The organism is Acinetobacter sp. 24-47-64, assembly GCF_057737055.1.
The window spans coordinates 1,888,687-1,901,650 of sequence record NZ_CM173215.1 but is presented as its reverse complement, the minus strand read 5'-3'; the positions used below and the strand labels follow the sequence as shown (position 1 = coordinate 1,901,650).

Below are 12,964 nucleotides of genomic sequence, written 5' to 3'. Positions count from 1 at the left end.
TTATGATTTAACTATTTATTAATTATTGTGTATTTGTTGAAATGAATTGGAATGTTAGATATGGTTGCAAGCAATATAAATATTTTCAATAAATCCTAATATTAAGCACAATTTATAATTATGAGGTAGTGATGGGTAGTTACATTGAGTCTAATCTAGCTAGAGACGAAAAAATATTAGAAAGGGCACATGTGTCTTGGATGTCTCAAATTGGCTATATTATTATAGGGGTATTATTGTTACCTATGGCTGGAATTGGTCTAATTTTTATTTTAGTAGCTATTATTAACGTATGGACCACAGAGCTAGCTATAACGAATAGAAGGATTATTGCTAAAACTGGGTTAATTCGCCGTAATACAATTGAACTTAAAATCAATCGTGTAGAGAGTCTTGGTGTAGATCAAGGTATCCTAGGTCGCATATTTAATTTTGGTTCAATTATTGTTAGAGGAACTGGTGGTTCTAATGCCCCAATTCCATATATTGCTAAACCATTAGATTTTAGAAAATCAGTCAATCATTATCTTGATGAATTAGATGATAAAACATCAATTGAACTTTAAGAAATTAATTAAAAACCCCGCACAAAGCGGGGTTTTTTAATACTTAAACTGTATTAAGCATTTTCACGAGCAATCGCGCGGTAACCAATATCTTTACGGTATTGAACGCCGTCAAACGTTACTTTTTGGCAAAGCTCTAAAGCTTTTGCTTGTGCTTCACCAATGGTATTACCAAGTGCAGTCACGCAAAGGACACGACCACCAGCAGTTACGATGTCACCATTCTCATTGGCTTTCGTACCTGCATGGAACACTTTCGCATCTGCCATTTCCGTATCTAAACCAGAAATCACATCGCCATTGCTAGAGGTTTCAGGGTAGCCCTTGGATGCAAGTACGATACCGACAGTTTTACGCTCATCCCATTCAGCTTCTGCAGGAAGTTTACCTTCAATACCTGCTTCAACTAAATCAACTAAAGATGATTTTAAACGCATCATGATCGGTTGAGTTTCAGGGTCACCAAAACGACAGTTAAACTCGATTACTTTAGGCTGACCTTGTTCATCAATCATCAAACCTGCGTATAAGAAACCTGTATAAACGTGCCCGTCTTTTTTCATACCTTCAACGGTAGGACGCATCACTTCATTCATGGTTTTTTCAAAAACTTCAGCCGTCACAACAGGAGCAGGAGAGTAAGCACCCATACCGCCCGTGTTAGGACCTTGGTCACCTTCAAAGATACGTTTATGATCTTGTGACGTAGCCATAGGTAAAATGTTGTCGCCATCAATCATACAAATGAAAGATGCTTCTTCACCTGCCAAGAACTCTTCGATGACAACGCGTGAACCTGCATCACCAAATTTGTTGCCTGCAAGCATGTCATCAATTGCATCGAATGCTTCTTGATTGGTCATCGCAACGATCACGCCTTTACCAGCAGCAAGACCATCAGCTTTGATCACGATCGGCGCACCATTTTTCTCAACAAATGCCTTAGCAGCATCGACTTCTGTGAACACGTCATAGAAAGCCGTTGGGATGTTGTGACGTTTCAGGAAGTGCTTCGCAAATGCTTTAGAGCCTTCTAATTGCGCTGCAAATTGGGTAGGACCCCAAATTTTCACACCTGCAGCGCGACAAGCATCGACTACACCATTTACAAGCGGTGCTTCAGGACCGACAACAATCAGGTCCACGGCATTATTTTTTGCAAAGTCGATAATGGCAGGGTTATCTAAAATGTTAAGTGCTACATTTTCACATTTTGGTTCAGTTGCTGTGCCCGCATTACCCGGTGCAACAAAAACTTTAGCTACTTTTTCATCTTGAGCGATTTTCCATGCTAACGCATGTTCACGACCGCCATTACCCAAAACTAAAATATTCATCGGTTCATACTCCATGAATCGAAAATGACATAAAGTCCTCAACTAAATGAATAGAAGAGGACTTTAGGCAAGATTAAAAATCTCTTATCAGTGTTATAGGTGACTTATGAGAAGTCATCATGACACGAACCATTAATTAATGACGGAAATGACGCATGCCAGTGAACACCATTGCAATACCTGCTTCGTCAGCAGCAGCAATCGTTTCTTCATCTCGCATTGAACCACCCGGTTGGATGATACATTTGATACCTGCTTTAGCAGCGTTATCAATACCATCACGGAATGGGAAGAATGCGTCAGATGCCATTACTGCACCTTCAACGACTAAGCCTGCATGTTCAGCTTTGATCGCAGCAATACGAGCAGAGTTTACACGGCTCATTTGACCTGCGCCCACACCAATCGTTTGACGGTTTTTAGCATAAACAATCGCGTTTGATTTAACGTATTTCGCAACTTTCCAAGCAAAGATCATGTCATCAATTTCTTGTTCAGTTGGGGCACGTTTCGTCACAACTTTAAGATCATCTTTAGTAATCATACCTAAGTCTTGATCTTGAACGAGTAAACCGCCGTTTACACGTTTGTAGTCCATTTGTGGAGCACGTTCGTCAATTGCTGGTAATTCGCCACATACAAGTACACGTACGTTTTTCTTCGCACCTGTAACTTCTAATACACCTTCAGCAACGCTTGGTGCAATAATCACTTCAACAAATTGACGATCAACAATAGCTTGTGCAGTTGCAACGTCTAATTCACGGTTAAACGCAATGATGCCACCGAATGCAGATTCTGGGTCAGTTGCATAAGCTAAATCATATGCAGCTTTAATGCCGTCTAAAGAGACTGCAACGCCACATGGGTTTGCGTGTTTTACGATTACACATGCAGGTTTTGCAAATGATTTAACACATTCAAGTGCTGCATCAGTATCGGCAATGTTGTTATAAGATAATTCTTTACCTTGCAACTGTTTAGCAGTAGAAACAGAAGCTTCAGTTGCAGCAGGGTCAACATAGAATGCAGCAGATTGATGTGGGTTTTCACCGTAACGTAAATCTTGAGCTTTATTTAATTGCGTATTGAATGTACGTGCAAATTGATCAGCTTGACCTTCTTCTTTACCAACGCGAGCGCCTAAGTAAGATGCGATCATACCGTCGTACTGAGCAGTATGTTCAAATGCTTTAACTGCTAAGTCAAAACGAGTTGCATAAGAAAGTGAGCCTTCAGCTTTAAGCTCAGCAACTACAGTCGCATAGTCAGATGCATTTACAACGATACCTACAGACGCATGGTTTTTCGCAGCAGCACGAACCATCGTTGGACCACCGATGTCGATATTTTCAATCGCATCAGCAAGTGAGCAGTTAGGTTTTGCAACAGTTGCAGCAAATGGATAAAGGTTTACCACAACTAAATCGATCGCATCGATGTTGTGTTCAGCCATCACAGCTTCATCTAGACCACGACGAGCCAAGATACCACCGTGGATTTTCGGATGAAGTGTTTTTACACGTCCGTCCATCATCTCTGGGAAACCAGTGTGCTCTGAAACTTCGACTACAGCAATATTGTTGTCACGTAACAACTTATAAGTACCGCCAGTAGATAAAATTTCTACCCCTAGAGCAACAAGGTCTTGGGCAAATTCAACAATGCCTGTTTTATCAGAAACAGAGATTAATGCGCGTTTAATAGTCATGATTTAGTCACAGTTATCAAGAATTAAAACAAAAAAGCTAAATAGCAGGTAAAAAAAATGCCCGCGGAAGCCGCAAGCATTTTATCATTTATTCACTCATTAAACCGTGAGCTTTCAACTTTTTACGTAAAGTACCACGGTTAAGGCCTAGAATCTCAGCAGCGCGAGTCTGGTTGCCACGTGTATATTCTAACACTACAGATAAAAGAGGTTTCTCCATTTCTGCTAAAACCATGTCATAAACTTGAGATGGTTGCTCGCCTTGCAATTGTGCAAAATAATGGCGAACTGCGCGATCTACGTGAATACGAAGAGCGACATCAGATTGTGCAGTAAAAATAGGAGATTTGCTATTCATGCGAGTTAATCCGAGAATCAATAATCACTTAGGGTAAAAGTGATTTTGTGGTCAAAATAAAAAAACGAGCTCCGTTTTAGGTCCTAAAACGGTCGACTCTAAAACAAGAACAATTAGCTTGCCACAACTAGAGCAATTGAGTGAAAAATAAGCGTAACAATAGTTTAATATTTGTTACGGTTCCACATAAAACAAAAAACATCCCTGATGCGCTGAATAAAAAAATTAAGCACATGAACAGAACTGTATTTATTTTGAGAAATTGCGAGGAGTTTGCGGTACAAAGCTTTCGTGGCGCGTATCATACCATTGTCTATGAAAAAGTGAGCAAGAAAACTACATTTTTTTTAATTTTTTTATCGTTTTTTTTGATCTTATGGTCGTATAACTTCCAATTTATAATTGTCAAACTCAGATTGGGAAAAATTTATACTAAATTTGAAACCAAATGGACTGTCTTGAGGAATTCGTGTAATTCCATGCAAACTTTCTACTAAATATTCATTGGGTGCTTTAATAGAGGATGAAATCAGCTTCCCTTGTTGATAAATGCTTATTTTCAACAGAGGCAGTTTTAACCCTTTGCTATATTGGTTCACCAAGTGACCTGAAAAAACAGTAGATATCGCTGATGTTGACTCAAGATTGAGGTCTTGTACTTTTATATGGGTATAGCGTTCATCGAGCGTGTCACAATTAAATAAATTACATGCTGATATAAATGCCTGATTTAGCGCAGGTGAGCGTTGCAATACATTTGGGTTAAACCATAAAAATTGAAAAACCAGTAATAACGCTAAAATTGTATTTACGATCGCCCATGTCGCAATATAAAGCCTAGTTCTTGGTTTCGATTGGCTATTGGCATGGATTGATGATGAAAGATTTAAAGAAGGGTAGTTGGTAATCGGATCATGATTGAACGTATTTAAGTTATTTAAATAGGTACGCAAGTTTATGTTTGAATTTGCAACTTTACGATCGAAAATATCCAATAGGTGTTGTTCTTGTTTGGGTTCAATCACATCTTCAGATGGTGCTGTACTGTCTTGGACTTCTGTGATTAAAGGTTCAATCACTTTCGGTTGAGGATTGAATAGATGTAGAAGCGCATTAAACTCAGCAGAACATTTAGGACAACAAACCATACCCTCGGCAACAGTTAACTGGGTGACTGATACCTTGTAAATTGTGGAGCAATTTGGGCAGCGGGTTTGTTTATCACTCATATCTTAAATTAAGCTCTACTTATTTATGGCGTTTCCCAGAAAGACGGTACCAATTTTCATCACGCTTTTCTTTGTCTAATATATCAAAAAAATCAGCATAAACACGAGAAACATCATCAACTTGCTCTTCAATAATACCGGCTAGTGCGAATTCACCTTCAGGTTGAATGAGTGTTGAAAACTCCTCAGCAAGCGCCATCAGTGGGCCAGCAAGAATATTTGCGACAAATACATCTGCCTTTTGCTCACCGAGTGCTTGATTAAATTCTTCAGGTAAGCCGACATATAAATTTTCGAGCACGCCATTTAATTCAGCATTTTGTTGTGTAGCGAGTACAGCTTGAGGATCAATATCCGTCGCATATACTTTTTTTGCACCAAGCAATAGGGCAGCAACACCTAGAATGCCAGAACCACAACCGTAATCGATGACGATTTTGTCTTTTACATCGGTTTTACCCAACCATTGTAGGCAGAGGAATGTTGAAGCATGATTACCCGTACCAAAAGCTAAGCCTGGATCTAATTTAATATTGACCGCATCCGCTTCAGGTGCTTCCATCCACTCAGGTACGATCCAATATTTTTCACAAATTTGAATTGGCTCATATGCATCCATCCAAGTGCGTTCCCACTCTTGATCTTCGATAAACTCATAACGTAAAGGCGCTTCAGGCATCTGGTCTTTAATGAAAGTTTCTAGTGCGACGACATCGATTTCTTCATCATCTTCTTGAGCGTAAATACCCGTTACGATGACTTTGTTCCAAAGCGGAGTCTCACCTGGAAGTGGTTCTAATAACGCTTGATCCTCTGCATCATCTAGCGTCACACTGACTGCACCAAGAGATAATAATAATGTTTCAGTAAAATCAACTTGTGCTTGATCGACAGTAATATGGATTTGTAACCACTTCACAGTAAAAAAACCTAAATATGCAATACGAGAGTTAGCATTGTACTGTATTCGCTTTAAGAATGCAGATAAAACCTGAAGCATAAATAAAGGCACGATTACAGTGCCTTTAAGATGAGTTGGTTAACTCAATTAATATCAGTTAATTTATGAGTGGTTTCGAGTTAACTCAGCCGGATGGTCTAATGGTGCAAAACGATTCAGCAACATGCCGAAAATAGCAGCGAAGATATACATAAAGATTGAATAAACAGCTGCTGGCATCGCAATTTCGCTGCTATTCATTATCGTGATTGCAATCGCCATGGCCAAAGTACTGTTATGGATACCAATTTCAAAAGCACACGCTCTTGCTTGAAAACTCGGTACACCAAAGAAGCGAGGGAGAAAATAACCGACGCTAAGACTTGCGATACAAAATAACGCTGTCGCCAAACCAATTTGAGCAAGATAATTCATAATGTTGGCACGTTCAGAAAGTACTGCACCGACAATAATTAACACTAAGAATACAACGGCAAAAATACGCACTGGTTTTTCTAGTTTAGTTGCAACATTTGGAAATTTGTAGCGCACAAACATACCGAGGGCAACTGGAATAAGAATAATGGCAAACACTTGTAAAATTTTACTAAATTGCAGACCAATCTGGGTTGAATCCTGAATGAAATGTGCGATTGCAAAATTCACGATAAGCGGCAAGGTCACTGCAGCAATAATGGCATTAATCGCAGTCAAGGTGATGTTGAGGGCAACATCACCTTTGTATAAATAGCTAAACAGATTGGCTGTCGCACCCCCTGGTGAGGCAGCAAGCAATACTAAGCCGACAGCCAAGTAAGGTGAAAGATTGAGTATTTTACATATAATAAATGCAACGCCAACCAAAATGACGAGTTGGGAAAATAATGCGATGAGCACTGCTTTAGGGTGTTTACGAACGCGTAGAAAATCTTGAACAGTGAGTTCAAGTCCTAAACCCGCCATCACAATTGCAAGTGCTAAAGGTAAAAAAATCGTAAGGATCCCTGTGTCCATAAATTCATCCTGAATTTTGTTGTGTTATTTGTAAATAGATCGTTATTTTTAATTTGGTTTTATCGTTATCAATAAATAAAAGCAACCAATTTTTCAATTGGTTGCATAAATGGTCGAATTTAAAAAATTGGATTAAGACGCTTTTGGCATCGGTGGCGCATATCCGAGTGCACATTTGCCTTTATATTCTTGACCTTCAATATTCACGGAAACACTCGCTGCATCAGACTTACAAGCTGAATTAAGCTGCTCTTCATTGCCTTTCAAATCTTTACTTTGGGTAGGGAAAAATTGAGTTTGGCAAGTACCATTCCAAATGATTCCTTTATACGGGAAACTGACAGCATCGCCTTCGCTTTTACCCTTACATACACTTTGGAATTGTTTGGCATTATAGGCATTATCAACTTTGTCATTCGCAATACTCATACTACTTACGCTTAGACCCAAACAACATAACATTGATATCGTAAATAACTGGACTTTCATGTTCGTATACTCTTGTTAAAAAAATATGACTTGAATATGTTGAAAAAATAGTCGAATCAATGGAAGGGCAATGCTGTAAATAAATTTTCTAAATTGTTTAAAAATCACTTAAATCTGCAAAATTTATAAATTTTTATATCAAAATGGTTTATATTATTGGACTTCAAAAAAATTAGAATTAAATCGTTCTCGATTGTCTCAAGGCAAACAAAATTTGCTATAATTTTCTGTCATTATTTTTATCTCCTCATATACCACTATGCATTATCCTAAAGTTTACGATGTCATTGTTATCGGTGGCGGACACGCTGGTACAGAAGCAGCGCTTGCTGCGGCACGTATGGGTCGACAGACTTTACTCTTAACTCATAATATTGAGACTTTAGGGCAGATGAGCTGTAACCCAGCGATTGGTGGTATTGGTAAATCACACCTTGTTCGCGAAATTGATGCCTTAGGTGGTGCGATGGCACTCGCAGCAGACAAGGGTGGTATTCAGTTCCGTATTCTGAACTCTCGTAAAGGTGCTGCAGTTCGTGCAACGCGCGCGCAGGCTGACCGTGTACGTTATAAGGCGGCTATTCGCGAAACATTAGAAAACCAAGCCAATCTTGATATTTTCCAACAAGCAGCAGATGATCTCATTGTTGACGGCGATACCGTTAAAGGTGTGGTAACACAAATGGGGATTCGCTTTGATGCGAAAACTGTCGTGTTAACCGCTGGTACATTCTTGGGTGGCGTGATTCATGTTGGTCTTGAGAAATCAAGCGGCGGTCGTGCAGGTGATCCACCTTCAATTTCTTTAGCGCACCGTTTACGTGAGCTTCAATTGCCAGTAGGTCGTTTAAAAACAGGTACGCCACCACGTATTGATGCACGTTCTGTAGATTTCTCTGTGATGACACCACAGCCGGGTGATTTCCCATCACCAACGATGTCATTTATGGGTGATGCATCAATGCACCCAGAGCAAGTCAAGTGCTATATCACGCATACCAACGAAAAAACTCATGATATTATTCGTGGCGGCCTAGACCGTTCACCGATGTATACTGGTGTGATTGAAGGTGTAGGACCACGTTACTGTCCGTCAATCGAAGATAAAATTCATAAATTTGCCGATAAAGATTCTCACCAAGTATTCTTAGAGCCTGAAGGGCTAGATACACATGAACTTTATCCAAATGGTATTTCTACATCTTTACCGTTTGATGTCCAGTTTGAATTAGTACGCTCAATCCGTGGTATGGAAAATGCGCACATTCTTCGTCCGGGTTATGCCATTGAGTATGACTATTTCAATCCACAAGCGTTGAAATTTACTTTAGAAACTAAAGCGATTAATAACTTGTACTTCGCTGGTCAAATCAACGGTACGACTGGTTATGAAGAAGCAGGTGCACAAGGATTACTTGCAGGTCTGAACGCTGCACGCCGTGCGTGGGATCAAGAGCAATGGACACCGAAGCGTGATGAAGCGTACATGGGTGTATTGGTTGATGACTTAATCACTTTAGGTACGAAAGAACCGTACCGTATGTTTACCTCACGTGCGGAATACCGTTTGATGCTTCGTGAAGATAACGCAGACCAACGTTTGACGCCAATCGGTCGTGAAATGGGTCTCGTGGATGACGAGCGTTGGGCAGCATATTGTGAAAAAATGGAAGCGGTTGAGCGTGAAACAGGTCGTTTGCAACATCTTTGGGCTGCACCAAACAATCCAATGGGTAAAAAATTCGTTGAAATGACAGGTGCGGATCTTTCTAAAGAATGTTCAGCAATTGATTTATTGAAACGTCCAAACATTACTTTTGCTCAAATTGCGGAACTTACTGGTTCTGATGTTTCTGCTCAAGTGGGTGACCAAATTGAGATTGCGGTGAAATACGAAGGTTATATCAACCGTCAGCATCAAGATGTTGCACAAATGAAGCGTCTTGAAGAAACCAAGATTCCAGCTGATTTTGATTATGACGTAGTATCTGGTTTATCTCGTGAAATTACCTTGAAACTCAAAGAGGTTCGTCCTGAAACTCTTGCTCAAGCAAGTCGTATTCCGGGCGTAACACCTGCTGCTGTTCAATTGGTGATGATTACGATTCGTAAGAATGCACAAACTAAAAAATCTGCTTAAGCCTGTTGCAGTCCAAAAAACCCGCTTGATGCGGGTTTTTTTGATCCTCATATAACGATTTATTCATAAATAAGATGAATAATTTATTATTTATGTTTAACAAGAATAGAGATTAATAAAGAAATTATGATTATTTCTCAATCCAAGTTGATGTCGTTATATTGATTCTACGTTCACAACAAAGAGGAAAGGCCATGACGATGAAGCGTATTCGTTATAATGGTTATGAAATTGCATGCTGCACGATGTAAATCATAATCCAACGACATTGAAAAATGTACGTGGGCTAAAGGGGAGTTTAGTTCACGTATTTAAACTCAACACAATTAGAAATCAGCGCAATACTGAAAATATGATAATAAAAAATCTTCAGAGCCAATTTGGCTCTTTTTTTAATTTTCAATTTCATGAACGGCGTTAAATACATCGAGCGGTTCTATACGAATGATTTTTTTGCCGAAGCTTCTGAGCCACCAAACCAATTGTGAAGTAAAGGGCACATTAGCCACCACTTTAAAGAGATCATCGGATACTTGTGTAATGGATTGATCTTTACTGAGTTGGCTTTCGGAAAAGTAAAGTGCATCAGCTTTATTCATAAAGAGTTCGAGTTGAACGAGCTCAGTGGGTTTATTGAAATCAACTCTAAAGCCGAGCGCACCAGATTCAATGTAAGCATCAATATCAAAGTCAACAGGGTGTAAGGCGCGTTGTTCTAGAACTTTTGCAGATTTAAAGCGATGTAAAGCAAAGGTTTGAACTTCTGATTTGTCATGTCGAGTACAAATCAAATAAATGATTGAACCCTTTTGAACCAATGCGAGCGGGTTTAAGGTATAACCACGTTCTTCACTTTCAGGTCCACGCGCACGATATATGCATTCGATCTGTTTATCTTGTAATAGACCTTCGTAAATAGCTTGCTGCGCATGTTTCTCTACAACAGGAGGGATCAAGGGCTGGCTTGCTGGGACAATACGAACTCGGTTAATCCACTGACGTACATTGTTTTGTGTAGATAAGCTGCGTTTTGCAAGCTCGAACCAAGGGTTCATTTCCTCAATTAAGCTTGGAGGAAGCAAATGCTTCAAATGCTCTTCAACCATCATGAAGGTGACGGCTTGTGAGCTGGTCATATGCGGCAAGCTTTGAATTGGGGCATCTGATCGCCAACGCCAACCTTGTGGTACAGTTTTATTACTCTCAATAGGAAATCTTTGAGAAATTTGATTTAAATCACGTTGAATGGTTCTTAAACTGATTTCAATACCTTCTCTTTGCAGGGTCTCTTGCAACTCTCGTGTACCCATCCATTTGCCAGTGGTTAAACGTGAAAGAATTTGCCACTGTCGATATAAGCTATTCGATGTTTCTTTTTCTTGAGAGGACATAATCAACTAATGAATAAAGAGAAAATATTTTTCAAACACACAATAAAAAATCTTTAAGAGATAAGCAAGCATGGAAAGTGAAGCTGTTGAGTATATTTCGATACATCTTTAGGCCATTTTTCGTTGTGAATGCTTCAAAAATGGGGCATTAATAGATGAATAGGTAAATTTTTGGCATTGAAATTGCTTAATTTTGTTTACAATTGATAACAATTAAGAGGTATGTATGCTAAAAGAGGAAAAAGATACCACTTCAATTCTCGCAAATTTTAAGGCTGATCATACCGTCAAAGCTTTTGAAAAATCTATGCAGATCGAAGTTAAACAAAACAGCACTGCGTACTTGTTCGATCAACTTAAATCTGAATTTTATAATGAACTTTTAGATGACAAAACTATTGGCTTAGAGGCATCTAGTAAAATCGAAAATTGGTTATGTGAAAGAAGCTTGGATGAGCTGAAATCATTAAATCATCAAGCGAAGGAACATTTCCTCTATCAGGGCATTACATTTACAGTCTATGGTGGTGCTGAGGGTACAGATCGCATTATTCCTTATGACTTAATTCCACGTGTAATTGCCAAACAACAATGGCACAAAATAGAGCAAGGCTGTGCACAAAGGGTGCAAGCATTGAACTTTTTTTTAGATGATATTTACCATAATCAGGCGATTTTAAAAGATGGTTTAGTGCCTGAGCTGCAAGTGCTCACTCATGAGGCATACCAACCATTGATGTATAAACATTCATTGAAAGGTAAAGTTTATAGTCAAATTAGCGGAATCGATATTATTCGTGATCAGCAAGGTGACTTCTTCGTACTAGAAGACAATTTAAGAACACCATCAGGCGTGTCTTATATGTTGGAAAGTCGAAAAATTAGTGAAAAAATGATGCCCGAACTTTGTAAGTCATCAAATTTACAAGGTGTAGAGCAATATCCTCAACTTTTAAGACAAATACTCGAGGAAAATGCTGAAGTAGATAAACCATTTATCGTGGTGCTTACACCCGGCCGATATAACAGTGCATATTATGAGCATTGTTTCCTCGCACGTGAGATGGATGTTCCTCTAGTTACAGGTCAGGATTTATTCGTTGAAAATGCTAAGGTCTATGCCAAAACCGTTTGGGGTAAAAAACAAGTCGATGTCATTTACCGACGCCTAGATGATGGATTTCTTGATCCATTGTGTTTTATGCCAGACAGTACATTAGGTGTACCTGGCCTAATGTCTGCTTACTTACAACACAATGTCGTGATTGCGAATGCGCCTGGCACGGGGGTAGCAGATGACAAATCAATCTATCCTTATGTCGATAAAATGATTAATTACTATCTAAACCAGAAGCCAATTTTAAATAACGTACCGACTTACCAATGTCGTGAACGTGAAGAACTCGATTATGTACTTTGTAATTTAGAAAAGTTAGTGGTTAAAGAGGCGCAAGGTTCAGGCGGTTATGGCATGTTAATTGGTCCTAAAGCGACCGAACAAGAAATTGAACAATTTAGATTAAAGTTAATTGCACAGCCGCATGCTTACATTGCACAACCAACTTTAGCGCTTTCAGTCGCTCCCACTTTAACTGAATTCGGCATCGCTGAACGCCATATTGATTTAAGACCGTTTATTTTAAGTTCACCGTATCGTACAGAAATCGTGCCGGGAGGTTTAACCCGAGTTGCGATGCAAGAAGGGTCATTAGTTGTAAATTCGTCACAGGGTGGTGGCATTAAAGATACGTGGGTTATAGATCCGCTACATTCATAAATATACAACCAG

At 39.3% G+C, this 12,964-nt stretch carries 11 protein-coding genes; 3 read left to right on the top strand and 8 right to left on the bottom strand.

Annotated elements, in window-relative coordinates; genetic code table 11:
* The first annotated feature begins 131 nt into the window (after nucleotides 1–131).
* Nucleotides 132–566, top strand: a complete 435-nt coding sequence (locus AC1M85_RS09095; RefSeq protein ID WP_092766163.1) for a PH domain-containing protein — start codon at nucleotides 132–134, stop codon at nucleotides 564–566.
* Between the two features lie 53 nt (nucleotides 567–619).
* Here AC1M85_RS09095 and purD read toward each other — a convergent pair whose 3' ends face one another.
* The 7 genes from purD to AC1M85_RS09060 all read right to left on the bottom strand — a co-directional run bounded on the left by purD (nucleotide 620) and on the right by AC1M85_RS09060 (nucleotide 7,644).
* On the bottom strand, nucleotides 620–1,903 hold the full coding sequence (gene purD / locus AC1M85_RS09090; RefSeq protein WP_180027628.1) for a phosphoribosylamine--glycine ligase: 1,284 nt from the start codon (nucleotides 1,901–1,903) through the stop codon (nucleotides 620–622).
* Between the two features lie 136 nt (nucleotides 1,904–2,039).
* A complete protein-coding gene (gene purH, locus AC1M85_RS09085; RefSeq protein WP_092766164.1) occupies nucleotides 2,040–3,614 on the bottom strand; it encodes a bifunctional phosphoribosylaminoimidazolecarboxamide formyltransferase/IMP cyclohydrolase in 1,575 nt (524 codons plus the stop codon).
* A gap of 88 nt (nucleotides 3,615–3,702) precedes the next feature.
* Nucleotides 3,703–3,972: a DNA-binding transcriptional regulator Fis gene (gene fis, locus AC1M85_RS09080; protein ID WP_001086304.1), complete on the bottom strand. Its 270-nt coding sequence runs from the start codon at nucleotides 3,970–3,972 to the stop codon at nucleotides 3,703–3,705.
* A gap of 374 nt (nucleotides 3,973–4,346) precedes the next feature.
* On the bottom strand, nucleotides 4,347–5,201 hold the full coding sequence (locus AC1M85_RS09075) for an MJ0042-type zinc finger domain-containing protein (protein WP_488212924.1): 855 nt from the start codon (nucleotides 5,199–5,201) through the stop codon (nucleotides 4,347–4,349).
* Nucleotides 5,202–5,220: 19 nt separating this feature from the next.
* Entirely contained in the window at nucleotides 5,221–6,120 is a 900-nt protein-coding gene (gene prmA, locus AC1M85_RS09070; protein WP_488213865.1) for a 50S ribosomal protein L11 methyltransferase, read from the bottom strand.
* Nucleotides 6,121–6,264: 144 nt separating this feature from the next.
* Nucleotides 6,265–7,155, bottom strand: a complete 891-nt coding sequence (locus AC1M85_RS09065; protein ID WP_488212923.1) for a bile acid:sodium symporter family protein — start codon at nucleotides 7,153–7,155, stop codon at nucleotides 6,265–6,267.
* A 132-nt stretch (nucleotides 7,156–7,287) separates the two neighbouring features.
* Nucleotides 7,288–7,644, bottom strand: coding sequence for a hypothetical protein (locus AC1M85_RS09060; protein ID WP_481589817.1), 357 nt, complete (start codon nucleotides 7,642–7,644; stop codon nucleotides 7,288–7,290).
* A gap of 259 nt (nucleotides 7,645–7,903) precedes the next feature.
* Here AC1M85_RS09060 and mnmG point away from each other — a divergent pair, with 259 nt between their 5' ends.
* Entirely contained in the window at nucleotides 7,904–9,784 is a 1,881-nt protein-coding gene (mnmG, locus tag AC1M85_RS09055) for a tRNA uridine-5-carboxymethylaminomethyl(34) synthesis enzyme MnmG (RefSeq protein WP_488212922.1), read from the top strand.
* A gap of 392 nt (nucleotides 9,785–10,176) precedes the next feature.
* On the opposite strand, the gene AC1M85_RS09050 is transcribed toward mnmG, so the two are convergent.
* Nucleotides 10,177–11,175: a helix-turn-helix transcriptional regulator gene (locus AC1M85_RS09050; protein WP_179998271.1), complete on the bottom strand. Its 999-nt coding sequence runs from the start codon at nucleotides 11,173–11,175 to the stop codon at nucleotides 10,177–10,179.
* Nucleotides 11,176–11,401: 226 nt separating this feature from the next.
* On the opposite strand from AC1M85_RS09050, the gene AC1M85_RS09045 reads away from it, so the two are divergent.
* Entirely contained in the window at nucleotides 11,402–12,952 is a 1,551-nt protein-coding gene (locus tag AC1M85_RS09045; RefSeq protein ID WP_488212921.1) for a circularly permuted type 2 ATP-grasp protein, read from the top strand.
* Nucleotides 12,953–12,964: the final 12 nt, after the last annotated feature.

Excerpts from the sequence above, each read along its gene's own strand:
- AC1M85_RS09050 (WP_179998271.1), bottom strand. The coding sequence starts at position 11,175 with ATGTCCTCTCAAGAAAAAGAAACATCGAATAGCTTATATCGACAGTGG.
- AC1M85_RS09065 (WP_488212923.1), bottom strand. The coding sequence starts at position 7,155 with ATGGACACAGGGATCCTTACGATTTTTTTACCTTTAGCACTTGCAATT.
- AC1M85_RS09095 (WP_092766163.1), top strand. The coding sequence starts at position 132 with ATGGGTAGTTACATTGAGTCTAATCTAGCTAGAGACGAAAAAATATTA.
- AC1M85_RS09060 (WP_481589817.1), bottom strand. The coding sequence starts at position 7,644 with ATGAAAGTCCAGTTATTTACGATATCAATGTTATGTTGTTTGGGTCTA.
- AC1M85_RS09075 (WP_488212924.1), bottom strand. The coding sequence starts at position 5,201 with ATGAGTGATAAACAAACCCGCTGCCCAAATTGCTCCACAATTTACAAG.
- purH (WP_092766164.1), bottom strand. The coding sequence starts at position 3,614 with ATGACTATTAAACGCGCATTAATCTCTGTTTCTGATAAAACAGGCATT.
- mnmG (WP_488212922.1), top strand. The coding sequence starts at position 7,904 with ATGCATTATCCTAAAGTTTACGATGTCATTGTTATCGGTGGCGGACAC.
- purD (WP_180027628.1), bottom strand. The coding sequence starts at position 1,903 with ATGAATATTTTAGTTTTGGGTAATGGCGGTCGTGAACATGCGTTAGCA.
- fis (WP_001086304.1), bottom strand. The coding sequence starts at position 3,972 with ATGAATAGCAAATCTCCTATTTTTACTGCACAATCTGATGTCGCTCTT.
- AC1M85_RS09045 (WP_488212921.1), top strand. The coding sequence starts at position 11,402 with ATGCTAAAAGAGGAAAAAGATACCACTTCAATTCTCGCAAATTTTAAG.